Here is a 22,023-nt window from a genome sequence, read left to right on the forward strand (position 1 = left end):
CCTTTAATTGTTGCTGGATAGGCTGCTTGCGCTGTGGGCTTCGTGCGCGACGCGGCGGCCGCCGACGCTGTTCATGCCGCATACCCCGAAGCGCTCGAGCAGTGCCGGGATCGCCTCCACTGGCACCGGCCGCGAGAACAGAAAGCCCTGTGCCTCGATATGGCCGAGCGCGGCCAGCCACGCAATCTGCTCTTCGGTCTCCGTGCCTTCGACCACCACCGTGAGCCCGAGCGAGCGCGCGAGGTTGACGATCGCGGTGACCATCACGCAGACGCTGCGGTCGCCCGGAATCGCCTGGACGAACGAGCGGTCCACCTTCAGCGTATCGACGGCAAAGCGGTTGAGATAGGACAGCGAAGAGTAGCCGGTGCCGAAATCGTCGAGCGCGATGCGTACGCCGAGACGCTTCAGCGCGAAGATTTTTTCGGAGACCACTTCCGGAAATTCCATCATCGTCGTTTCGGTGATTTCGAGTTCGAGGCGACGGGCGGAGATGCCGGTTTCCTCGATCGCGCGCGAGACCGTTTCGAGCAGGTCGCCGCGCCAGAACTGCACCGCCGAAATGTTCACCGCGAGCGATAGCGTGTCGTAGCCCTGCTGCTGCCATTGCGCGAGCTGACGGCATGCGGTCTCGATCACGAAGTCGCCGATCGGCACGATCAGGCCGGTCGACTCGGCCACGGGGATGAACTCGTTGGCCGGGATCAGTCCGTGCTGCGGATGGTTCCAGCGCACGAGCGCTTCGAAGCCGGTGATGCAGCGGCGCTTCAGATCGATCTTCGGCTGATAGGCGAGGAACAGTTGCCCCTCGGCCAGCGCGACGCGCAACTGCTGCTCCCACTTCATCAGATGGTCGGCGCGATGCGACAGATGCGGCGAATAGAACTGGTAGCAGTTCTTGCCGGCGTCCTTCGCGCTGTACATCGCGAGGTCGGCTTTCTTCAGCAGGTCGATCTCGCTTTCGTTGGCGACCGAGTACAGCGCGATGCCGATGCTCGCATGCAGCACGAACGCGCTGCCGCGCACCTCGAACGGCTTCGAGAACGCTTCGCCGGCGGCTTTGGCGAGCGCGACCGCGCGCTTTTCGACATCGTCGCCCTTGATCACGACGACGAACTCGTCCCCGCCGATTCGGCTCAGCGCGCCGTCGTCGCCGACCGCGGTGGCGAGGCGCGAGGCTGTCATCTGCAGCACGATGTCGCCGGCGTTGTGGCCGAGCGTGTCGTTGACGGTCTTGAAGTTGTCGAGGTCGATAAAAAGAATCGCGAGGCGACCCAGGTTGAGCGGCTGCGCGACGTCATGGCGCAGCGCCTGCAGCGTCGCGTAGCGATTGCGCAGGCCGGTCAACAGATCGTATTCGACGAGTTGCGTCATCTCGCGCTCGCGGCCTAGCAGTTTGCCTATCAGGCCGGTCGCGACCGCGAAGAAGCTGAGCATCGCGAGCGAGATGAAGCCCGCCATCAAGAGATAGACGTTGCGCGTGTGGTTGTAATCGGCGAATTCTTCGCCCTGCGAAAGACCGACGAGCACGCCGAGCGGATAGCCGTCGATGTGCCGGTACGACACGATGCGCGTGACGTTGTCGATCGAATCGACGTAGGTGCCCGACACATGCTCCGAGGTCGGATACGTGCCGCTCGCGGTGAACGTGCTGCTCGTCCTGCTGGCGTTGCCGGTGCGGCGCGCGAGCACGGTGCCGCTGTCCGAGATCACCGCGATCACGCCTTCGCGGCCGATCGCCGCGTTGTTGTAGAAGTCCGACGTAAAGTAGCTCGGGTCTTCGGAGACCACGATGACGCCCGCGAACGAGCCGTCCGGATGATTGAGACGCCGCGTCATCTGCAGCGTCCAGTGACCCGACACGCGGCCGAGCACGGGCTTGCTGATGTACAGCTGGTCGTCGTTTTCGTGCTCGTGGACCTTGAAGTGCTCGCGGTCCGACAAGTCGATGTGAGCGGGGTTGAGTTCGGCCGTATTGGCGATCAGTCTGCCGTGCTCGTCGATTATCGACACCTGCACGAGCGTTTCGCTTTGCACGACGCCTTTTTCGACCGTGCTCGCGAGATCGAAATGATTGGGCGTCTTTTCGAACTCGTACTTGACGAAGCGCGTGATCTGATCGACCTGGTGAATCGCCTTGATGGTGTGCTGCTCGAGCGCCGCGGAAAGTATTGCGGAAGACGCCATCGCTTCGCGGTACGTCGCGTCCCTTTCTACCGACAGCCGCGCGAAGATCACGGTCCACAGCAGGATCAGTACGAGTACCCCGAGGGCGGGAATGACGAGCAATGCGCGCCGGCGCGCGACCAATGGATCGCGTCGCGGCCTGGCTTCGCGCGGCTCGGAGAAGCGGGACTGAGTCATCGCGCGGGCCTTGGCTGGGTGCGGGCCGCTTGCAAACGCATGGGCATCGACTGCGCGAAATAGATGGATGGCTGCATGGTGACCAAGATGCCAAAGCTGCTGCGCAGGATGAGAGGGCGTGGCGCCGCGCCGGACCGTCCACAGGTCATCGGATACGGTTCGATATTACTGAATGCCACTGGATTAAGGAAGCTTCCGGGCATGGGGTATACGCTCGCGCGGCGGGCGCCTGGATGCGGCTGTTCACGTTGGCCTGCATCGCCGGTCTTATGACGCGACCGGTCCGTGATTTGTCCAAGACTTCATCGGCAACGGTGCCTGCCACTCGGCAGTTTCTGGCAGGGCTTTTGCAATCCGGCCACGATGAATTCGGAGAACCAGGTATGGCGACGCCATCGCGCTGCGGCTTTTTGTGGTGTGAAGCGGCGGCATGTGGCGTGTCGCCGTGGCGCGCGCGCGAAGCCGCAGCTCGCTTACACGAGCCGGCACGTGCCGTCGACGATCGTCACCGAAGGCCCGGCGATCCAGATCTTGCCGCGCGCATCGTCGTAGTGGACCGACACGTGGCCCGCGCGCCCGAGCGCGGTGCCCTGACGCGCCGTATAGCGCGCGGCGGGACGACGGTGCTGCAGGTTCAGCAGACCCGCGAGCGCGGCATTGGCGCTGCCCGTCACCGGGTCTTCGCCGACACCGAAGCCGCCGCCCGCCATCAGGCAACGGACCTCGAACGTCGCGGGGCCGTCGGCGTCGTGCGGTCCATACACGGCGACGCCGTGCGTGTCGACCGAATGCGCGAGCTCGGCGAGCGCCGCCGCGTCGGGTTCGAGCGCGAGGCAGGCGCGTGCCGAATCGACCCGCACGACGAGCCACGGCGCACCGTTGTCGACCGCGCATGGCGGCGCGCTGAAGTCGATCGCCTGACTACGTAAAGCCGTAGACAGCGCTTCGTAACGATGCTCGGCGAGCGGTGTCACGCGCGCGGGCGGCGCGGCGAACGCCCATGCGCCGTGCATGTTGTCGCCGCCGTCGAGCGCTTCGAGTTCGACGAGACCCACGCCGCATTGCTGGATCAGCTTGCCGGCCTGCTTCGGCTGGTAGCCGCTTTCGCGCAAAGCATGCGCGGTGCCCAAGGTCGGATGACCCGCGAACGGCAACTCGCCCCCCGGCGTGAAGATGCGCACGCGATAGTCGGCGGCCGCGTCGGTCGGCTTTAGCAGAAACGTGGTTTCGGACAGATTGGTCCAGCGCGCAATGGCCTGCATTTGCGCGGTATCGAGCGCGTCGGCATCGAACACGACGGCAAGCGGATTGCCCTTGAACGGTGTCGACGTAAACACGTCGACCTGTTTGAAACGAACGGTGTGAGCGGACATCGACAGGCTCCGGCGCAATGGACGTTGAGGGAGTTCGCGGATTCTATCCGCCTGCGCGGCGGCGATCCACCGTCGCCATAAAACAAAAACGCGCCGCCGGTGCGTGACACCGGTCGGCGCGTTTCAATCGCAATGCGGCGTGAATCAGGTGCCGATCTCGCGCGACACCGCACGCATTGTCACATCGCGTCGATGCTATTGGACCTCGGCGATCAGCTCGATCTCCACGCACGCGCCGAGCGGAATCTGCGCGACGCCGAACGCCGAGCGCGCGTGCTTGCCGCGTTCGCCGAACACGTCGGCGATCAGCTCGGACGCACCGTTGGTGACCAGATGCTGCTCGGTGAACTCGAGCGTCGAGTTGACGAGGCTCATCAGCTTGACGACGCGCGTGACGCGGTTCAGGTCGCCGACGTGCGCATGCAAGGTGGCGAGCAGATCGATCGCGATCGAGCGCGCGGCGGCCTTGCCTTCCTCGGTGGAGAGCGTCGCGCCGAGCTTGCCGACCCACACCTTGCCGTCCTTCCTGGCGATGTGGCCCGACAGGTACACCGTGTTGCCGCTTTGCGCGCTCATCACATAGGCCGCTGCCGGCGCACCCGCCGCCGGCAATTCGATGCCGAGTTCCTTGAGCTTGTCGTACACATTCGATTGAGCCATATCGTGTCCTCGTTTCGGTGAGATTGCATGAATGCAGGCGGGGCGAAGTCCGCACGCAACGCGCGTGCAAGCTTCACCCCGATGGCAGTGCGGCTAACGCCGTTCAGATTTTCGCGCGCACGAGTGCGGCGAGACGCGCCACGCCTTCGTCGATTTTAGCCGGTGGCACCGTGACGAACGACAGACGCAGCGTGTTGTGCTGCGCCTCGCTCGCGAAGAACGGAGCGCCCGGCACGAACGCGACGTTCTGCGCGACCGCTTCCTCGAGCAGCTTCATGGTGTCGATGCCCGCCGGCAGATTGACCCAGATGAACATGCCGCCTTCCGGACGGTTCCAGCTGACGCCTTCGGGCATATAGCGCTCGAGCGCGGTGAGCATCGCGTCGCACTGGTTGCGATACAGCTCGCGGATCGTCGGCACGTGCGTGTCGAGAAAGCCGTCCTTGACCACCTCGTGCACGATGCGCTGCGTGAAGCTCGGCGTGTGCAGGTCGGTGGCCTGCTTGGCCTGCACGAGTTTGAAGATCAGTTCCTCGGGCGCGATGATGAAACCGACGCGCAGACCCGGCGCGAGCACCTTCGAGAACGAGCCGAGATAGACGATGTGATCGGGCGCCATCGACAACATCGTCGGCAGCGGTTCGCCCGCGTAGTCGAGCGCGCCGTAGGGATCGTCCTCGATCACCGGGAACGGCGCGGTCTTCGCGAACTCGGCGAGCGCGCGGCGGCGTTCGACCGGCAGACGGCGTCCCGTCGGATTCTGGAAATTCGGCTGCGCGTACAGCAGACGCGCGCCATTGGTCAGTTCCGGCTTCAGGCCCTCGGGGATCAGGCCCTGCTCGTCGGTTGGCACCTGCACGTAGTGCGGCTCGTACATCGAGAACGATTGCAGCGCGCCGAGGTAGGTCGGCGTTTCGACCAGCACCGGGCTATCGACGCAGATCAGCACCTTGCCGAGCAGGTCGAGCGCCTGTTGCGAGCCGGTCGTGATCAGCACCTGCGACGCACGGATCTGCGCGCCGTTGATCGAGTGGCGTTGCGCGACCCATTCGCGCAGCGGCAGATAACCTTCGGTCGCGCTGTACTGCAGCGCCGCGGCGGGCGTGTCGCGCAGGATGCGGTCGGACGCCTCGCGCATGCGCTCGGCCGGGAAGGTGGCAGGCGAGGGCAGGCCGCCGGCGAAGGAGATGACTTCGGGCCGTTCCGTGACTTTCAGGATCTCGCGGATCGCGGAGCTCGTGAGCTTGCGCGCGCGTTCGGACAATTGCCACGTCGGGGCTTTCAGGTCGCTTTGGTCCATGATCTCCTCTGGTATTTCTGGAACCGGTCAAAATTTCAATTATCGCGCGACTGGCCAACCATTGCCGCTGGGGTGCCACCGGGGTTGCCACGGGGGTTGCCCAACCACGCGCTGTTTATCCGAGGGTTCGAGAACCCTCGGGTGTTTCGAATTCGGCGACGAGCGCCGCCGCGCCGTCGGTCGGCTGTACGTCGAGCAGGTGCGCGGCGCCGAGCCAGCGCAGTTGCTCGCCAATCAGCTCTGGCCGCGGATGCACGGCTTTCAACGCTTTCAGCGCGAGGTTGGTCGGTGCCAGCGACTGCGACGGATGCCGCGTCGAGTCCCACTGGATCAGCGAGGGCAGCACGCCGTCGCCGGCGCCTTGCCACGCGGGGAACGACCCGTCGTCGGGCACCGTCAGGCCCCACGTGAAATCGCCTCGCGTCATCGGCACGACCGGCGCGATGCGCTGCGGATACTGCGCTTGCCACGTCGCCAGATGCTTCGGTCGTTCGACGCGCGCGACCCAATGCGACAGATACGGCCCGTTTTCCAATCGCGCCTGCGTCACCGGGTCGTCGAGCGCGAACAGGCGCGGGCGCGGCGCGGTGCCATCGGTTGCGTCGGCCGCGGCGCGCGGATCGATGGCGACCACTTCCAGGTAGACCCCGCCCCACAGGCCGAGCAGGCGATTGTGGGTCCGCATCAGCGGATGCGCGCCACCGCCGGCCGGCGCGACGCCGAGCGTATCGGCGACGTACTGGACGCCTTCGTCCAAGGTGCGCGCGGAGACGACGAGGTGATCGAGACTGAGCGATTGGGCTGTCAGGGTGGTCATGGCGGATCGACGGAAAACGCTGTTCTGTGCAAGGGCCAGTTGCGCGCCACGCTTGTGGGCAGCGCTGCCGGGGCCGTAAGCATAACCGTTTGCCGGATCGGCCGGCCATACGTATGGATTTACATGGTGTCACCAGCCTCGCTGGATTCAAATGTAACGGCCGTGACCTGCACAGTAACGGTACAATCGGCGCGATACTATTCGGTACAGTTGGAGTCCGTCATGTCCGTCCCGCTTACCCACATTCCTGCCCCGCACGACACCGCGTCGTTGACGCTGGTCGAACAGCTCGTCCAATGGGCGCGGCGCCGCATCGAGGAGCGCGTGTTCCGCCCCGGCATGCGCATGCCGTCGATCCGCAAGCTCGCGCTCGATAAGGGCGTGTCGCGCTTCACGGTGGTCGAAGCGTACGAGCGGCTCGTCGCGCAGGGTTTTCTGGAGTCGCGGCGCGGCTCCGGCTTCTACGTGCGCGAGCGCCAGGGGGGCGCGGCGACGGTCTCCGAGCTGCACCCGCGCGCCGAGACGCTGCCCGCGCCGGCCAATATCGACGTCGTCTGGCTGCTGCGCAACATGCTGCACACCGGCGCGCGGCCCGAGCGCAGCCCGGGCCTCGGCTATCTGCCGGCCCGCTGGCTCGACGGCGACCTGATCACCAACGCGCTGCGCACGCTCGGCCGGCAAAGCGGCATGCAGATGCTCGGCATCGGTACCGCGCAAGGTTTCCTGCCGCTGCGTCAGCAGTTGCAGACGCGGCTCGAGGAGCTGGAGATCGGCGCGTCGCCCGAGCAGATCGTGATGGTGTCGGGCGTCACCCAGGCGATCGACCTCATTTCGCGCATCTACGTGAAGCCGGGTGATGCGGTGATCGTCGGCGATCCGGCGTGGTTCCAGATGTTCGGCTGCTTCGCGTCGCAGGGCGCGCGGCTCGTCGGCATGCCGTACACACCGGACGGCCCCGATCTCGACGCGCTCGAAGCGCTGGTCCAGGAATGGCGCCCCAAAATGCTGGTGATCAACTCGGTGCTGCAGAACCCGACCGGCACCTCGCTGAGCGCCGCGCAGGCGTTCCGCATCCTGCGGCTTGCCGAGGCGTACGACTTCATCGTCGTCGAGGACGACATCTACGGCGACCTGTGCCCGCCCAGCTACGCCGGTACGCGGCTCGCGAGCCTCGATCAGCTAAAGCGCGTGATCTACCTCGGCAGTTTCTCGAAGACGCTTGCGCCGAATCTGCGCGTCGGTTTCATCGCGTGCGCGGCAGAGGTCGCGATGGTGGTCGCCAATCAGAAGATGCTGGTCGGCATGACGAGCCCGGAGTTGAACGAGCGCGTGATCTACAAGATCCTGACCGAGGGCCACTACCGGCGGCACGTCGAGCGCATTCGCGCACGGCTCGACGGCGTGCGCGAGAAGGCCGTGCGGATGATCGAGAAGACCGGCATGAAGCTGTTTCTGACGCCGACGGCCGGGATGTTCCTGTGGGCCGACACCGGCGTCGACGCAGGCGCGCTCGCCGCGGCCGGGCACGAAGCCGGCTATCTGCTGACGCCGGGCGGGCTGTTTTCGCCGCAGCAGTCGCCGAGCACGTGGATGCGCTTCAACATCGCCAATTGCGGCGATCCTGAATTACCGGCGTTCCTAAGCCGTTATCTCGACGGCGTCGCGCGCCGCGCCTCTTGAAACCGCGCCGGAGCGTCCCCATTTGCGCGGACGATCCGGCGGTCCGGCGCTCCGGCACGGCGGGCCCGAACCGCGGTTGGAATCCGCTTCGGCCGCCGCTCATCCCCCAATTCGCAACAGAGAGGAAGTCCGACCATGGCACAAGAAACCATGAGCTTTCAGGCAGAAGTGAAGCAACTTCTGCAACTGATGATCCATTCGCTGTACAGCAACAAGGAAATCTTTCTGCGCGAGCTGATTTCGAACGCGTCCGACGCGGCCGACAAGCTGCGCTTCGAGGCGATCGAAAACAGCGCGCTGTACGAGAACGATCCGAACCTGCGGATTCGGGTGTCGTTCGACAAGGCCGCGCGCACCATCACGATCGACGACAACGGCATCGGCATGAGCCGCGACGAGACGATCGCGCACCTCGGCACGATCGCGCGTTCGGGCACCAGGGAATTCTTCGGCAAGCTGTCGGGCGACCAGCAGAAGGACGCGGCGCTGATCGGCCAGTTTGGCGTGGGCTTCTACTCGGGCTTCATCGTCGCGGACAAGATCACCGTCGAGACGCGCCGCGCCGGTTTGCCGGCCTCGGAAGGCGTGCGCTGGGAAAGCGCGGGCGAAGGCGATTTCGCGGTCGAGACGATCGAGCGCGCCGCGCGCGGCACGACCATCACGCTGCATCTGCGTGCCGATGAGGACGAACTGCTGTCGTCGTATCGGCTGAAGTCGATCATCCAGAAGTACTCGGACCACGTCGCGCTGCCGATCCTGATGAAGAAGGAAGAGTGGGACGCGGAAAAGAGCGAGATGGTCACGAAGGACGAGGACGAGACCGTCAACCAGGCGAGCGCGCTGTGGACCCGTTCGAAGAACGACATCACCGACGAGCAATACAAGCAGTTCTACCAGCACATCTCGCACGATCATCAAGATCCGCTGACGTGGACGCATAACCGCGTCGAAGGCCGCAGCGAGTACACGCAACTGCTGTACGTGCCGGCGCACGCGCCGTTCGATCTGTGGAACCGCGAGCAGCGCGGCGGACTGAAGCTGTACGTGAAGCGCGTGTTCATCATGGACGACGCCGAGCAACTGCTGCCCACGTACCTGCGCTTCGTGAAGGGTGTGGTCGATTCGGCCGATCTGCCGCTCAACGTGTCGCGCGAAATCCTGCAGGAAAGCCGCGACGTGAAGGCGATCCGCGAAGGCGTGACGAAGCGCGCGCTGTCGATGCTGGAAGAACTGGCCAACGCGGACAACGACGCCGAGAAGGAAAAGTACGCGGGCTTCTGGAAGGAATTCGGCCAGGTGCTGAAGGAAGGCATCGGCGAGGACTTCGCCAATCGCGAGCGCGTCGCGAAGCTCGTGCGCTTTGCGACGACGCATACGGGCACGGCCGAGCAGACCGTGTCGCTGGCCGACTACGTCGCTCGCATGAAGCCCGAGCAGACGAAGATCTACTACGTGACCGCCGACACGTGGCAGGCCGCGTCGAACAGCCCGCATCTCGAAGTGTTCCGCAAGAAGGGCGTCGAAGTGCTGTTGCTGACCGATCGCGTCGATGAATGGATGCTGTCGTTCCTCAACGAATTCGACGGCAAGCCGCTGCAAAGCGTCGCGCGCGGCGACCTCGATCTCGGCGCGCTGAACGACGAGGAAAAAGAGGCGCAGGAGAAGATCGGCGAAGCGTTCAAGCCGCTCGTCGAGAAGATGAAGGAAGCGTTGAAGGACAAGGCGAAGGACGTGCGTCTGACGTTCCGCCTGACCGACTCGCCGTCGTGCCTCGTTGCCGACGACGGCGAAATGAGCGGCTACCTGCAGCGCATGCTGAAGGCCGCGGGCCAGCAGGCGCCTGAGTTCCATCCAATTCTCGAAGTGAATCCGGAGCACGCCCTCGTGAAGGGTCTGCATGCCGATAGCGCGAATTTCGACGACTGGTGCCATCTGCTGTTCGATCAGGCACTGCTCGCCGAAGGCGGCGCGCTGGAAGATCCGGCGAGCTTCGTGAAGCGGACCAATGCGTTGCTGCTGTCGCGCGCGGGTTGAGCGTGAGCCGAAAGCGTTGATGTCGTTGCTGGATTGACGCCCGGTAGTTGAGAAATGCGCTGCTTCGGCAGCGCATTTTTTTTGCCTTCTGGTTTGCGTCGGCTCCCCTGGCTGAAGGAGCGCGCACGATCGCCGCGGTCGTTGCCGCGAAAAATTACCGTCGGGGCACGCCGCTATAATCCGACACCATGCCTATCCGTTTCGATCCTGCCGACGCCCACTGGCGCGTCGCGCCTTTGGCCACTTTCAGCGCCGCCCAGAAAGACTGGCTGACCCGCGGCGGTTCACTGACCGCGCACCTGCGCGCGCTCGGCGCGGTCGCGGTGCGCGTAACACGCGAAGCCGTCGCGCTGCCGTGGCCCGACGAAGCCGCCGCGCTCGGACTCGCGCCGCGCGCGCCGGTGTGGGTGCGCGAAGTGGTGCTGTCGGTCGATGGCGTGCCGTTCGTCGCCGCGCATAGCGTGACGCCGCGTGCCGCGAGCGTCGGCATCTGGCAGGCGACGCGTCGCCTGCGCACCCGGCCGCTCGCGGAGTTGCTGTATAGCGATAGCAGTGTCGCGCGTTCGTCGCTGGTGAGCCGCAGGGTGGGGCAGCGGCATCCGTTGTATCGGTTGGCCGCCCATGAAATCGACGGCGGCGATCGGCATGCGCCGCATGCGCTGGTGGCGCGTCGCTCGGTGTTCGAGCGGCATGGTGCGCCTTTGATGGTGACCGAATGCATGTTGCCGGCACTGTGGGAGCATTTGCGTGCGTTGGACGCGGCCGCTCGCGCGCACGCTGCCGCGTCAGGCACCGGCGCGGCGCATATCGCGCACGCGCGGGTGCGCGAGCACGGTCGTCCGCTCGATCACACCGCGTCGCGCGCGCACAGCGTGCCGCGTAGCGCCGACGAGCGGAGCCGCTGATGTCGTTCAAGCGTTGCTTTGCGCCTGTCGTCGACGCCGATACGCGGGTCTTGATCCTCGGTAGCTTGCCGGGCGAGGTGTCGTTGGCTCACGGCCAATACTACGCACATCCGCAGAACAAATTCTGGTTACTGGTCGGTGAAGCGATAGAACGGGATCTGGTTGGTATGGACTATTCGACGCGTCTCGAGACGTTGCTCGAACACCATATCGGACTATGGGATGTCGTTGCCGAGGCTCGTCGAGCAGGAAGCCTGGATAGCCGGATTCGCGACCATGCCAGCAACGATCTGATCGCTCTGATCGATACGCTGCCGAAACTGGCTACCATCGCCTTCAACGGGGGGACGGCGGCCAAAATCGGGATGAAAGCGTTGGGCGAGCGGGGAGTGCAATATCGGCTTGTCCGTTTGCCATCGAGCAGTCCCGCCCATGCCTCGGTTTCATACGCTCAAAAGCTGGACATATGGCGACGGCTAACCTGGGTCTGATCGACCGACAGGATGCCATTCGCGCTCATAGAACGAGCGCAAGAAACCGTGTGCCTTCGACTGGATTCTCGTAGTAGGGCGCGGTTTCGACGAACCCTAACCGCTCGTAGATGCGCTGTGCAAAACCGGTTTGCGGAACCGTGTCGAGAACCAGCGTCGAGAATCCCAATGTCTTCGCTTTCCCGATCACCGATGTGACCAGCGTTTCGCCAAGCGACAACCCTCTGAATGCTTCACGAACATAGAGCCGTTTGATTTCCGCAGTCTCTGCCGTATGGCGCAGCAGCCCCGCGCAACCGGCGAGCTCGCCGCCGGCGTCGGCGACGAAGAACATGCCGGATGGCAGCGTATAAACGTGTTCGAACGCGTCCATTTCTGCATCGAATCCACGGTACGACAGATCCATATCCAGCCAGCGGACATACTCGCGGATCACGGCGACGAGGTTGTGGGTGTCGGCGGGGAAAACGGCTTCGCGAACGATCGGCCGCGGCGTTTGCATGGCGGCTCTCAGATCCATACGTCGTTTTCGGCCGTTCTTTCGGTGGTCGTATCGCCGGTATTGACGACGCCGCGCGGTTCGATGAGCAGCAGCTTCACCTCGGACTCGGCATACGGCTTGTGCTCGACTCCCTTTGGTACCACCGCCATTTCTCCGGGAAACAGTTCGATCGAGCGGTCGCGGAAGTCGATGCGCAACCGGCCTGCGAGGACGATGAACGTCTCGTCGGTATCGGCATGCCGATGCCAGACGAAATCGCCGGCTATCTTTACGACCTTGAACTGATAGTCATTCATTTCAGCCACGACGCGCGGCTGCCAGTGGTCGTCGATCTGACTGATCTTGTCGAGCAGGTTGATGGTCTTGTATTGGCCGCGTTGATCGGGTGTCGGCTGGGAATCGCTGTGCATGGTGGCTCCATTCGGGTGATACCTGGAACAGAGCATAGTCCCGCCGCCGGCGAGTGTCTTGAACGATCGTGCAAGCTTGCGTTAGCCGGCGTGCCGATCGCTCGTCATCGCGAGCCAACGTGCGGGCGGGATCCCGTATGCGTGGCGAAAATGTCGGGTCATGTGGCTCTGGTCGGCGAAGCCGGCTGCTGCCGCCGCGTCCACGAGGGAAACGCCGCGCAGCATCATCGCGCGCGCGGCTTCGAGCCGGCGCATGACCAGGTAGTGATAGGGGCTGGTGCCGTAAAAAGTTCGGAAATCGCGCGAGAGGCTCCAGCGGTCCTGCCCGCTGACGACGGCAAGTTCATCGAGCGTGACGGTGTGCGTGCACGATGCGTGCAGATATTCGCGTGCTCGCTGCGCTGCCGCGAAATCCGCGGACCTGCGCGTCTGCCGCGCGCCCGAGGCGTTATCCAGCGCGAGCGCGAGACCGGCGAGCGCGTCGTCACGTTCGAGCGGCTCCGCGTCGCCACGCATCTGGCGCAGCGCTGTCTGCGTGGCTTCGAACAGGCGCGGATCGGTCGTGACGCCGCCTTCGACGAACGGCAGGGGGCGGCCGCCGAGGACTTCCTGGATTGCAGCGGGCTGCACGTAAATCATCTGATAACGAAATCCCTCGTTCGTGCCGGCCTGACCGTCGTGCACTTCGTCGGGATGCAGGACCATGGTCTGTCCAGGTAGGCTGGTGCGCAAACCGTGCCGGTAATGGAAGCATTGGACGCCGGCGAGGGTCAGGCCGATCGCGTAGGTGTCGTGCCGATGCATGGAGTACGCGTTGCCGTGGAAAAACGCTTCGATGCGTTCGACTCCGTGGGTGGATTCCGAACGGGAAATCCAGTCGGATTGGGCTTTGCTGATATCGCCGTCCATCACACGCTCCGGCTTGGTTTGGCAGATCTGCGGGAACATCGATATCGGAGGATTGTACCGGTGCGAATGTTCGCACGCTTGGCATGCGTGATAGTGCGACTGACGTCAGTGTCTCGTCGCGGGTCCGCTCCTGAGCAATTGCCTACTCACTCAGTAACCGTTTTACTTCATCAAGGAGGGAAGCCGTCGTGCAGCCCCACAAAACAGGATCGAACTGGCGGCCAAACCGCTCCTTGAACTTTGAGTCCAACGTCTCTGGATAGTCGGCTTTGAATGAATCTATGTCAGACATGAGCGCGTCAATGTCAGTCGTTGACATTTTCGCGGTATAGGAAGAAACGAGTTCTTCTACTGAGTTTCCGAAAAGGTCAAAATCTTCGTGGAAACGAGAGCGAATCAACCCCGTCAGATTGCCATATTCCTCACCGTCAACCATACGATAAGCCTTCACTCCCTGTCTGCGTGTTGAGGGGCGCGTGCGTGAAAATGCCCGCGACAATGGCGGGCCTTCTTTATAGTCTGTCCCGAGCAATTGCCTACTCACTCAGTAGCCGCTTCAATTCGTCAAGGAAGGAAGCAGTGGTGTAACCCCACAACTCCGGGCCGAACTGGGAGCCATACGCCTCTTCGAATGCATCGTCCAGATTGCTAAAGTTCTCTCTCTCGAAGTTTTCAATTTCAACAAGTATGTTCCTTAAACTCTCTTGTGAACTATCTCTTCTGTAGCAACCTATGATCACTTTGATGGTGTTACCCCAGTACGAAAAATCCTCGTTAAGGTACACACCAAAGAGCTGGTTTAGTTCGGGGTACAGCGGATTTTCATTCATAGCTGCGTCTCATAAGTCGATGAACGCCGTCAGGACGTAATAGGGCATTCCATTGTATATCTCCCGCTTAAGTACCACCAAAACCTTGTTTCCTTTCGCAAATTGTCCTGTCTTCCTGACAACCCCGTAACCCACGTCCCCAGATATGTGCCTTGTTAAACGCAACGGAGCACTCGTCGTAGACTGAGACCAGGATCTGATGCGGGTAGTTTCGCCCATCATCACTTCCGAAATGGCTTTCTCGGCAGTCTTCTGGTCTTTAAATGATGTCGCCGCTTTTATCCGCGGCTCATCTTTCAGTCTTTGTCGCAACCAGGCCTCATCCTTTCCCACATGCTTCAAAAGTGTATGCCCGCCAACCCCGCGAAGCGTCTTCGCTTCATGCATGTTCAGGTTGATCTCGCCCATCGTGATACGCGCAGCCCGCACTGCCTTGATTGACCCGGCAAAGCTGAACGGCACGACCATGTCAAGTGACAGGCCGATATTGTTGGCTATGTCAGGACTTGCCTTCATTGCTTCGGCCAGCTTCGTCGTGCCCTGCTGGGTCAATGTGGCCGTATCCTGGCCCGTCCAGACCTGACGCAAACCAGCCGCCGCCGTACCAGAACCATGTACGCCGAACACGACACACCCTGCCTTGGTGAGCATGGTCGGTTCCGGGATCACACACAACGCACTTGCGCCGACCATTTCCAGCACGCCACCGACGATTTGCAACCCGCCCCATAGCCGGTTGGAAAGCATTTCGGTCTGGGTGATTGACTGCCTTGCCAGTACCGCCGCCATTTGCGGCGCGCTGAGCACCACGCGCACGCCGTCCGCATCCTGTTGATACGACATTCCGAACTTCTCCGTAGCTGTCGGGACTGCCACGCTAGCAGGCGACAACAGGGAGAGGAATGGGCGACGGATGAAAATTCGGGTTCTGATTTATTCAGGCGTACTGCAGGACTGTCCGCATTGCAGGAAATGGATCGATCCGTGGCATTCGAACAGGCGATCGTCGGCGAAGCCGGCCTTCTGGAACTGGCCATCCACATTGCTGGTGAATACGAACCCGCCGCTTCTTTTCGCCGATGCCCAGCGGCGCAAGCTCTCGAAACCCGCGTGCGGGACGGCGCGCCGGTCCAGGTTGAGCCGATGGCCGTAGAAACCCCATGCGCGGACCGGATCACGCAGGAAGGCTGTTCCATTGGCAATATCATGGAAATTGATTCCGCCGGTCTTCAACGCCGGATAAGCCGCCCGGAATCCGTGATCGCCTCGAAAGTCGGGTAGTCCGGAATCGACGCCCATGCCTGCGCCTGCCGTGATCAGAATGCCGTCGGCTTCGCGTATCCAGTCAGCCGCGATCGTCATTTGCTCTGCCGTGTCCATGCGTGCTCCCGTTGTTCACATTCCGAATTCTCCTGGCAGCCCAAAAATGAGGCAGAATCCAACCGTGCGACCCGCTGCGCGACGCAGTCCGCCGTGTTCGCTTAATCGTTCCGCTTTGGCGTTCCAGGGCCCCGCGTCGCCATCCGCCACGCACAGCGTTTGTGTCCTAGCGTTGTCGTTTTCCTGATCGACGTTTGCGCATCCTGCCCGTATCACGTGCGAGATGCCTCTCAACCGCCCGCCCAGAGCCTAGCAATGACGACCCAGCAACCGACCATCATCTACACCCTCACCGACGAGGCGCCGCTGCTTGCGACGGCCGCGTTCCTGCCGATCATCCGGACCTTCACCAGGCCGGCCGGCATCGAGGTCGAGACCAGCGACATCTCGGTCGCGGGCCGCATCCTCGGTGAGTTTCCCGAGTTTCTGACCGAAGCGCAGCGGGTGCCCGACAACCTCGCGGAACTCGGTCGCCTGACCTCGTTACCCGACACCAACATCATCAAGCTGCCCAACATCAGCGCATCGGTGCCGCAACTGACGAGCGCGATCAGGGAACTGCAGGCGAAGGGCTACAAGGTGCCCGACTATCCGGAAGATCCGAAGACCGACGAACAGAAGGCGATCCGTCAGCGCTACTCGAAGTGTCTCGGCAGCGCGGTGAATCCGGTGCTGCGCGAGGGCAACTCGGACCGTCGCGCGCCGGCCGCGGTGAAGAACTACGCCCGCAAGCATCCGCACAGCATGGCCGAATGGAGCATGGCGTCGCGCACGCACGTCGCGCACATGCGGCACGGCGACTTCTATCACGGCGAAAAATCGATGACGCTCGATCGCGCGCGCGATGTGAAGATGGAACTCGTCACGAAGAACGGCAAGATGATCGTGCTGAAGCCGAAGGTCGCGCTGCAGGACGGCGAGATCATCGACAGCATGTTCATGAGCAGGAAGGCGCTGCTAGCGTTCTATGAAGACCAGATGGAAGATGCGCACAAGACCGGCATGATGCTGTCGCTGCACGTGAAGGCGACGATGATGAAGATCTCGCACCCGATCGTCTTCGGCCACGCGGTGAAGGTGTTCTACAAGGACGCGTTCGCGAAGCACGGCAAGCTGTTCGAGGAACTTGGCGTGAACGTCAACAACGGCCTCGTCAATCTGTACGAGAAGCTCGAGACGCTGCCGGAATCGCAGCGCGAGGAGGTGATCCGCGACCTGCACGCATGCCACGAGCATCGTCCGGAACTGGCGATGGTCGATTCGGCGAAGGGCATCTCGAACCTGCATGCGCCGAACGACGTGATCGTCGATGCGTCGATGCCGGCGATGATTCGCCTCGGCGGCAAGATGTGGGGCGCCGACGGTCGTCCGAAAGACACCAAGGCGGTGATCCCGGAGAGCACGTTCGCGCGCATCTACCAGGAGATCATCAACTTCTGCAAGACCAACGGCGCGTTCGATCCGGTCACGATGGGCACCGTGCCCAACGTCGGCCTGATGGCGCAGAAGGCGGAAGAATACGGCTCGCACGACAAGACCTTCGAAGTGCCGGAAGACGGCGAGGCGCGCATCGTCGATCTAGCCAGTGGCGAGGTGCTGCTCACGCAGAACGTCGAGCAGGGCGACATCTGGCGCATGTGCGAGGTGAAGGACGCGGCGATCCGCGATTGGGTCAAGCTCGCGGTCACGCGCGTGCGCAATTCCGGCATGCCCGCGGTGTTCTGGCTCGACCCGTATCGCCCGCACGAAGCGGAGCTGATCAGGAAGGTCGAGGCCTACCTGAAGGATTACGACACCACGGGCCTCGACATCCAGATCATGTCGCAGGTGCGCGCGATGCGTTACACGCTCGAGCGCGTCGTGCGCGGGCTCGATACGATCTCGGTCACCGGCAACATCCTGCGCGATTATCTGACCGACCTGTTCCCGATCATGGAGCTGGGCACGAGCGCGAAGATGCTGTCGATCGTGCCGTTGATGGCGGGCGGCGGCATGTACGAGACCGGCGCGGGTGGTTCGGCGCCGAAGCACGTGAAGCAGCTCGTCGAAGAGAACCATCTGCGTTGGGACTCGCTCGGCGAGTTCCTCGCGCTCGCGGCGTCGCTCGAAGAACTGGGCATCAAGACCGGCAACAACCGGGCGAAGATCCTCGCGAAGACGCTCGACACCGCAACCGGCAAGCTGCTCGACAACAATCGCAGCCCGAGCCCGAAGACGGGCGAGCTCGACAATCGCGGCAGCCAGTTCTATCTGGCGATGTACTGGGCCCAGGAGCTGGCCGCGCAAACGGACGACGCCGCGCTCGCCGCGCAGTTCGCGCCGCTCGCGACGCAGCTGACCGCCAACGAGCAGGTGATCGTGGCGGAGCTCGCGTCGGTGCAGGGCGCGCCGGCGGACATCGGCGGCTATTACAAGCCGGACTTCAACAAGCTCGAAGAGGTGATGCGGCCGAGCCGCACGCTGAACGAGGCGCTTGGGGCGGTACGCGTCGAATGACGTGATGCGTGAAGTGAGGTGATGTGAAGACGAGCCGCCGGCGGGCGGCTCGTAGCAGGGAAGGGCGGCCGATGCTACCGGCGAACGCGTTCAATACTGCACGACGATCGCGACCCGCCGGTTGGCCGCTCTTGCCGCCGCGTCATTGCCGGCGACCAGCGGAAAATTGTCCGCCCGCCCGATCGCGGCCAGCCGATGCGGCTCGATCCCGCGCTCGACCAGATACCTGACCACGGCCCCCGCGCGAGCCGACGACAGCTCCCAGTTGGACGCATACTTCGCGGTCGAAATCGGCGCACTGTCGGTATGCCCTTCGACGAGCACATTCCCCGTCGCATCCTTTTGCAGTCCCTGCGCGATCGGGTTGAGTACATCGAACGAATCGACGACCTTCATGTCGTCGCAGCGAGTAGAAAGTTCGACCTTGCCCTCCGTGATCAGAAAGACCACGGCCTCACCCGAGTAGCCCTCGGAATAGATGATCTCACCGGGCGCTGCACCAGGAGGAAATGCGCTGCAAGCTGCGGCTGGTGACGGAAAACGGCGATAAAGCGCGCCGTGAATCGTTTGCGCGTGGCGTAATGGCGCAGGTTGGTCGCGATCCAGCGGCCGCAAAAGTGAGTTCGTTGAAAGCAGTTTGTGAGCGGTTGATTTGAATGAGCGAACCGCAGCGAATGCTATGCTCTCGTTCGACCAAAAATATTGCGCCTGTCGCGCGACATCCCTACATGACGAATCTGATCAAGCGCGCTTCGGCCGAGGCGCGCGCTTTCCGTAACCGCGACGCCCAAGCCATCGGCGGTAAACAGAAAATGGCCCACAAAAAGGCACCCAAATCCACGCGCAACGCGAGCGGCACCGTCGAGCACGACGCACACGACGCGCCGCAAATCGAAGCGCCACGCAAGCCGCGCTTCGCACCGGTGACGTTCTCCGAAGAGGGCGGCGTGCGCTACCTGCATTTCGGCACGGAATGGGTGCAAGGCGCGATGCGTCTGCGCAAGCCCGATCACATCGAACTCGAATACGCGCAGCAGATGATGGCCTGGCTGCTATTCCTCGAAACGCCGAAGCGCATCGTGCAGCTCGGGCTCGGCGCCGCTTCGCTGACCAAGTTCGCGCACCGCTTCCTGAAGAGCGCGAAGGTCGAGGCCGTCGAACTGAATCCGGCGGTCGTCGTGGCCGCGCGCACGATGTTCGAACTGCCGCCCGACGACGCGCGTCTGAGCGTGCATGAAAGCGACGCGTGGGACTTCGTCAACGAGAGCGCAAACCACGGCACCATCGGCGCGCTGCAGATCGACGTCTACGACGCGACCGCGCGCGGCCCAGTACTCGACAGCGTCGGCTTTTACCGTGCGGCACGTGCGTGTCTGACCGACGCGGGCATCGTCACGGTGAATCTGTTCGGCGATCATCCGAGCTTCGTGCGCAACATGAAGCGTCTGAACGAAGCCTTCGACGGTCGCGTCGTCGCGCTGCCCGAAGTGCACGACGGCAACCGTATCGCGATCGCGTTCTCGGGCCCCGCGCTCGACGTGCCGTTCACCGCGCTAGAGGCGCGCGCGAAGCTGATCGAAGCCGAGCTCGGCTTGCCGGCGCGCAAATGGATCAAGGGCCTGCGCGAATCGACCGGGCAGACGGGCGCATCGTTTGCGATCTGATCAGCGCACGGAGAATGAAGCGGCTGTACCGGCGTAGCGGTCGGCACGGCCGCTTTGCTTCCGGTATTTTTTTCACGTCTACGCCGCAACGTCATCCAGCCTGCATCGTTGGCGCTTCCGTCGCGTTGTTGGACCCGACGCGCCTCGGGTCGTCCCTGCTTGACCGGGAGTTCGCCACTCCTATACTCTTTCGAAGCTTTCGGGGAGCCCGTGGCTGACCGCGGGACGACCACCCGCTGAGTCCCACCTCCCGTCGACCGCGGGCAGATAAATTCTAAATAGGAAACAGGAGACGTCATGGCTCACGACGCCGACGTGAAGAAAGCCAGCAAGCACTGGCTCTGGCTATTGCTGCTACCGTGGATCGCGATGATCTGGGTGCCGTCCTACAACCGGATCGAGCCGCAGCTGTTCGATTTCCCGTTCTTCTACTGGTATCAGCTGCTGTGGGTGCTGATCAGCGCGGTCATCACCGCGTTCGTCTATTCGAAGACCAGGTCCCGCTATACGGGTCGCACGAACGGGGGCGCGCAACGATGAACCCCATTGCAACTTTCGTCTTCGTTCTGTTTTTCATCGGCGTCACGATTCTCGGCTTCGTCGCGGCCCACTGGCGGCGCGGTGATCTCGCGCATATCGAAGAGTGGGGTCTCGGCGGCCGGCGCTTCGGCACGATCGTCACGTGGTTCCTGCTCGGCGGCGACCTGTACACCGCCTACACGTTCATCGCGGTGCCGGCGCTCGTGTTCGGTGCGGGCGCAACGGGCTTCTTCGCGCTGCCGTACACGATCCTGATCTATCCGTTCGCGTTCGTCGTGTTCCCGAAGCTGTGGAGCGTCGCGAAGCGGCACGGCTACGTGACCTCGGCGGACTTCGTGTCGGCCCGCTACGGCAGCCGCATGCTCGCGCTCGCCGTCGCGGTCACCGGCATCGTCGCGACGATGCCGTACATCGCGCTGCAACTGGTCGGTATCGAAGTGGTGATCGGCGCGCTCGGTTTCGACACGACCGGCTTCGTCGGCGATCTGCCGCTGATCATCGCATTCGCGATCCTCGCGGCCTACACGTACACGTCGGGCCTGCGCGCGCCGGCCATGATCGCGGTCGTCAAGGACATCCTGATCTACGTGACGATCTTCGCCGCGATCATCGTGATTCCGCCGCAGCTGGGCGGCTTCGGCCATATCTTCGGCGCGGTCCCGCCGGCCAAGCTGCTGCTGAAGTCGCCGGACGTGTCGAGCCTGAACGGCTATAGCGCGTACGCGACGCTCGCGGTGGGTTCGGCGCTCGCGCTGTTCCTGTATCCGCACTCGATCACCGCGGTGCTGTCGTCGAAGTCGGGCAACACGATCCGCCGCAACATGGCGTTGCTGCCGGCGTATTCGCTGGTGCTCGGCCTGCTCGCGCTGCTCGGCTTCATGGCGCTCGCGGCCGGCGTGAAGGACATGCCGGAGTTCGCGCCGTACTTCAAGGCCTTCGGCCCGAACTTCGCAGTGCCGGCGCTGTTCCTGCACTTCTTCCCGTCGTGGTTCGTCGGCGTCGCGTTCGCGGCGATCGGTATCGGCGCGCTGGTGCCGGCGGCGATCATGTCGATCGCGGCGGCGAATCTGTACACGCGCAACGTGCACAAGGAGTTCGTCAACCGCAACATGACGCACGAGCAGGAGACCAACGTCGCGAAGCTGGTGTCGCTGATCGTCAAGGTCGGCGCGGTGGCGTTCATTCTCGGTCTGCCGCTCACGTACGCGATCCAGTTGCAACTGCTCGGCGGGATCTGGATCATCCAGACGCTGCCGGCGATCGTGCTGGGTCTCTACACGCGCGTGCTCGACTACCGCGGTCTGTTGCTCGGCTGGGCGGCAGGTATCGCGACCGGCACGTGGATGGCGATTTCGTTGAACCTCGCGAGCTCGATCTTCACGATCCATCTGTTCGGCATGGCGATTCCGGGCTATGCGGCCGTGTGGTCGCTGGTCGTGAACCTGGTGGTGTCGGTCGTCGTGAGCCTGGTCGTGCGCGCGGTGGGCATGCAGCGCGCCGAGGACCGTACGCATCCGGAGGACTACCTGGACATCGTCGAAGGCTGATTCCAGCTGCGAATCACGTTCTGAAACACGCAACGCCCGCCGACGGAAGTTGGCGGGCGTTTGTGTTTGCGGGGCACTCCAGGGCAGGATAGCGGAACCGTCCTTTCACGCGTTCGCCGCG

At 63.3% G+C, this 22,023-nt stretch carries 21 protein-coding genes and 1 pseudogene; 9 read left to right on the forward strand and 13 right to left on the reverse strand.

The features are described from left to right. Positions 1-3: 3 nt before the first annotated feature. The 5 genes from OKW40_RS21240 to OKW40_RS21260 form a co-directional block, all read right to left on the reverse strand. Positions 4-2,364 (reverse strand): bifunctional diguanylate cyclase/phosphodiesterase, encoded by a 2,361-nt coding sequence (locus OKW40_RS21240; protein WP_429491356.1) that lies wholly within the window; start codon positions 2,362-2,364, stop codon positions 4-6. 473 nt (positions 2,365-2,837) lie between these two features. Continuing rightward, positions 2,838-3,737: a PhzF family phenazine biosynthesis protein gene (locus OKW40_RS21245; protein WP_429491358.1), complete on the reverse strand. Its 900-nt coding sequence runs from the start codon at positions 3,735-3,737 to the stop codon at positions 2,838-2,840. A gap of 195 nt (positions 3,738-3,932) precedes the next feature. Continuing rightward, positions 3,933-4,397, reverse strand: a complete 465-nt coding sequence (locus tag OKW40_RS21250; RefSeq protein ID WP_184059485.1) for a RidA family protein — start codon at positions 4,395-4,397, stop codon at positions 3,933-3,935. 103 nt (positions 4,398-4,500) lie between these two features. Continuing rightward, the gene (locus tag OKW40_RS21255; protein WP_429491359.1) at positions 4,501-5,697 is read right to left on the reverse strand and encodes a PLP-dependent aminotransferase family protein; all 1,197 of its coding nucleotides are present in this window, start codon (positions 5,695-5,697) and stop codon (positions 4,501-4,503) included. Between the two features lie 115 nt (positions 5,698-5,812). Further along, a complete protein-coding gene (locus OKW40_RS21260; RefSeq protein WP_429492013.1) occupies positions 5,813-6,505 on the reverse strand; it encodes a VOC family protein in 693 nt (230 codons plus the stop codon). Between the two features lie 231 nt (positions 6,506-6,736). On the opposite strand from OKW40_RS21260, the gene OKW40_RS21265 reads away from it, so the two are divergent. The 4 genes from OKW40_RS21265 to OKW40_RS21280 all read left to right on the forward strand — a co-directional run bounded on the left by OKW40_RS21265 (position 6,737) and on the right by OKW40_RS21280 (position 11,624). Further along, positions 6,737-8,194 carry a PLP-dependent aminotransferase family protein gene (locus OKW40_RS21265; protein ID WP_429356817.1) on the forward strand — a complete coding sequence of 486 codons (1,458 nt, stop codon included), beginning with the start codon at positions 6,737-6,739 and terminating at the stop codon, positions 8,192-8,194. Positions 8,195-8,329: 135 nt separating this feature from the next. Next, the gene (htpG, locus tag OKW40_RS21270; RefSeq protein ID WP_429356818.1) at positions 8,330-10,228 is read left to right on the forward strand and encodes a molecular chaperone HtpG; all 1,899 of its coding nucleotides are present in this window, start codon (positions 8,330-8,332) and stop codon (positions 10,226-10,228) included. A gap of 188 nt (positions 10,229-10,416) precedes the next feature. After that, positions 10,417-11,133: a chorismate--pyruvate lyase family protein gene (locus tag OKW40_RS21275; protein WP_429491361.1), complete on the forward strand. Its 717-nt coding sequence runs from the start codon at positions 10,417-10,419 to the stop codon at positions 11,131-11,133. Beyond that, a complete protein-coding gene (locus OKW40_RS21280; protein WP_429491362.1) occupies positions 11,133-11,624 on the forward strand; it encodes a DNA-deoxyinosine glycosylase in 492 nt (163 codons plus the stop codon). The genes OKW40_RS21275 and OKW40_RS21280 overlap by 1 nt, the downstream gene beginning before the upstream one ends. 25 nt (positions 11,625-11,649) lie before the next feature. Here the strand turns inward: OKW40_RS21280 and OKW40_RS21285 are convergent, their stop codons facing one another. The 7 genes from OKW40_RS21285 to OKW40_RS21315 form a co-directional block, all read right to left on the reverse strand. After that, a complete protein-coding gene (locus OKW40_RS21285; RefSeq protein ID WP_429491364.1) occupies positions 11,650-12,144 on the reverse strand; it encodes a GNAT family N-acetyltransferase in 495 nt (164 codons plus the stop codon). After that, positions 12,135-12,536 carry a cupin domain-containing protein gene (locus tag OKW40_RS21290; RefSeq protein WP_429491366.1) on the reverse strand — a complete coding sequence of 134 codons (402 nt, stop codon included), beginning with the start codon at positions 12,534-12,536 and terminating at the stop codon, positions 12,135-12,137. Before OKW40_RS21290 ends, OKW40_RS21285 begins: the two co-directional genes overlap by 10 nt. Before the next feature lie 81 nt (positions 12,537-12,617). After that, positions 12,618-13,445: an AraC family transcriptional regulator gene (locus OKW40_RS21295; RefSeq protein WP_429491368.1), complete on the reverse strand. Its 828-nt coding sequence runs from the start codon at positions 13,443-13,445 to the stop codon at positions 12,618-12,620. A 142-nt stretch (positions 13,446-13,587) separates the two neighbouring features. Further along, on the reverse strand, positions 13,588-13,896 hold the full coding sequence (locus OKW40_RS21300; RefSeq protein ID WP_429491370.1) for a contact-dependent growth inhibition system immunity protein: 309 nt from the start codon (positions 13,894-13,896) through the stop codon (positions 13,588-13,590). A gap of 85 nt (positions 13,897-13,981) precedes the next feature. Next, a complete protein-coding gene (locus OKW40_RS21305) occupies positions 13,982-14,275 on the reverse strand; it encodes a contact-dependent growth inhibition system immunity protein (protein WP_184059469.1) in 294 nt (97 codons plus the stop codon). A 9-nt stretch (positions 14,276-14,284) separates the two neighbouring features. Next, on the reverse strand, positions 14,285-15,118 hold the full coding sequence (locus OKW40_RS21310) for an RNase A-like domain-containing protein (protein WP_429356824.1): 834 nt from the start codon (positions 15,116-15,118) through the stop codon (positions 14,285-14,287). A gap of 90 nt (positions 15,119-15,208) precedes the next feature. Next, positions 15,209-15,637: an SIR2 family NAD-dependent protein deacylase gene (locus OKW40_RS21315; protein WP_429491372.1), complete on the reverse strand. Its 429-nt coding sequence runs from the start codon at positions 15,635-15,637 to the stop codon at positions 15,209-15,211. Between the two features lie 273 nt (positions 15,638-15,910). Between OKW40_RS21315 and OKW40_RS21320 the strand changes: the two genes are divergently transcribed. Further along, the gene (locus OKW40_RS21320; protein WP_429491374.1) at positions 15,911-18,151 is read left to right on the forward strand and encodes an NADP-dependent isocitrate dehydrogenase; all 2,241 of its coding nucleotides are present in this window, start codon (positions 15,911-15,913) and stop codon (positions 18,149-18,151) included. 90 nt (positions 18,152-18,241) lie between these two features. Here the strand turns inward: OKW40_RS21320 and OKW40_RS21325 are convergent. Next, positions 18,242-18,535 (reverse strand): annotated as a pseudogene (locus OKW40_RS21325) (OmpA/MotB family protein); the annotation flags it as partial. Between the two features lie 125 nt (positions 18,536-18,660). Here OKW40_RS21325 and OKW40_RS21330 point away from each other — a divergent pair. From OKW40_RS21330 to mctP, 4 genes are all read left to right on the forward strand, one after another. Then, positions 18,661-18,807, forward strand: a complete 147-nt coding sequence (locus tag OKW40_RS21330; RefSeq protein WP_429491376.1) for a hypothetical protein — start codon at positions 18,661-18,663, stop codon at positions 18,805-18,807. 72 nt (positions 18,808-18,879) lie between these two features. Further along, positions 18,880-19,815, forward strand: a complete 936-nt coding sequence (locus tag OKW40_RS21335; RefSeq protein WP_187618161.1) for a spermidine synthase — start codon at positions 18,880-18,882, stop codon at positions 19,813-19,815. A gap of 297 nt (positions 19,816-20,112) precedes the next feature. After that, on the forward strand, positions 20,113-20,355 hold the full coding sequence (locus OKW40_RS21340) for a DUF3311 domain-containing protein (protein WP_184059463.1): 243 nt from the start codon (positions 20,113-20,115) through the stop codon (positions 20,353-20,355). Next, positions 20,352-21,902 carry a monocarboxylate uptake permease MctP gene (mctP, locus tag OKW40_RS21345; protein ID WP_184059461.1) on the forward strand — a complete coding sequence of 517 codons (1,551 nt, stop codon included), beginning with the start codon at positions 20,352-20,354 and terminating at the stop codon, positions 21,900-21,902. Before OKW40_RS21340 ends, mctP begins: the two co-directional genes overlap by 4 nt. Positions 21,903-22,023 lie beyond the last annotated feature (121 nt).

The organism is Paraburkholderia sp. RAU6.4a, assembly GCF_050435625.1.
Lineage (GTDB): Bacteria > Pseudomonadota > Gammaproteobacteria > Burkholderiales > Burkholderiaceae > Paraburkholderia > Paraburkholderia tuberum.

What these genes read in the sequence shown, in the direction of transcription:
- OKW40_RS21240 (WP_429491356.1), bottom strand. Translation starts at nt 2,364, where the DNA reads ATGACTCAGTCCCGCTTCTCCGAGCCGCGCGAAGCCAGGCCGCGACGC.
- OKW40_RS21245 (WP_429491358.1), bottom strand. Translation starts at nt 3,737, where the DNA reads ATGTCCGCTCACACCGTTCGTTTCAAACAGGTCGACGTGTTTACGTCG.
- OKW40_RS21250 (WP_184059485.1), bottom strand. Translation starts at nt 4,397, where the DNA reads ATGGCTCAATCGAATGTGTACGACAAGCTCAAGGAACTCGGCATCGAA.
- OKW40_RS21255 (WP_429491359.1), bottom strand. Translation starts at nt 5,697, where the DNA reads ATGGACCAAAGCGACCTGAAAGCCCCGACGTGGCAATTGTCCGAACGC.
- OKW40_RS21265 (WP_429356817.1), top strand. Translation starts at nt 6,737, where the DNA reads ATGTCCGTCCCGCTTACCCACATTCCTGCCCCGCACGACACCGCGTCG.
- htpG (WP_429356818.1), top strand. Translation starts at nt 8,330, where the DNA reads ATGGCACAAGAAACCATGAGCTTTCAGGCAGAAGTGAAGCAACTTCTG.
- OKW40_RS21275 (WP_429491361.1), top strand. Translation starts at nt 10,417, where the DNA reads ATGCCTATCCGTTTCGATCCTGCCGACGCCCACTGGCGCGTCGCGCCT.
- OKW40_RS21280 (WP_429491362.1), top strand. Translation starts at nt 11,133, where the DNA reads ATGTCGTTCAAGCGTTGCTTTGCGCCTGTCGTCGACGCCGATACGCGG.
- OKW40_RS21285 (WP_429491364.1), bottom strand. Translation starts at nt 12,144, where the DNA reads ATGGATCTGAGAGCCGCCATGCAAACGCCGCGGCCGATCGTTCGCGAA.
- OKW40_RS21290 (WP_429491366.1), bottom strand. Translation starts at nt 12,536, where the DNA reads ATGCACAGCGATTCCCAGCCGACACCCGATCAACGCGGCCAATACAAG.
- OKW40_RS21295 (WP_429491368.1), bottom strand. Translation starts at nt 13,445, where the DNA reads ATGGACGGCGATATCAGCAAAGCCCAATCCGACTGGATTTCCCGTTCG.
- OKW40_RS21305 (WP_184059469.1), bottom strand. Translation starts at nt 14,275, where the DNA reads ATGAATGAAAATCCGCTGTACCCCGAACTAAACCAGCTCTTTGGTGTG.
- OKW40_RS21310 (WP_429356824.1), bottom strand. Translation starts at nt 15,118, where the DNA reads ATGTCGTATCAACAGGATGCGGACGGCGTGCGCGTGGTGCTCAGCGCG.
- OKW40_RS21315 (WP_429491372.1), bottom strand. Translation starts at nt 15,637, where the DNA reads ATGACGATCGCGGCTGACTGGATACGCGAAGCCGACGGCATTCTGATC.
- OKW40_RS21320 (WP_429491374.1), top strand. Translation starts at nt 15,911, where the DNA reads ATGACGACCCAGCAACCGACCATCATCTACACCCTCACCGACGAGGCG.
- OKW40_RS21330 (WP_429491376.1), top strand. Translation starts at nt 18,661, where the DNA reads ATGCGCTGCAAGCTGCGGCTGGTGACGGAAAACGGCGATAAAGCGCGC.
- OKW40_RS21335 (WP_187618161.1), top strand. Translation starts at nt 18,880, where the DNA reads ATGACGAATCTGATCAAGCGCGCTTCGGCCGAGGCGCGCGCTTTCCGT.
- OKW40_RS21340 (WP_184059463.1), top strand. Translation starts at nt 20,113, where the DNA reads ATGGCTCACGACGCCGACGTGAAGAAAGCCAGCAAGCACTGGCTCTGG.
- mctP (WP_184059461.1), top strand. Translation starts at nt 20,352, where the DNA reads ATGAACCCCATTGCAACTTTCGTCTTCGTTCTGTTTTTCATCGGCGTC.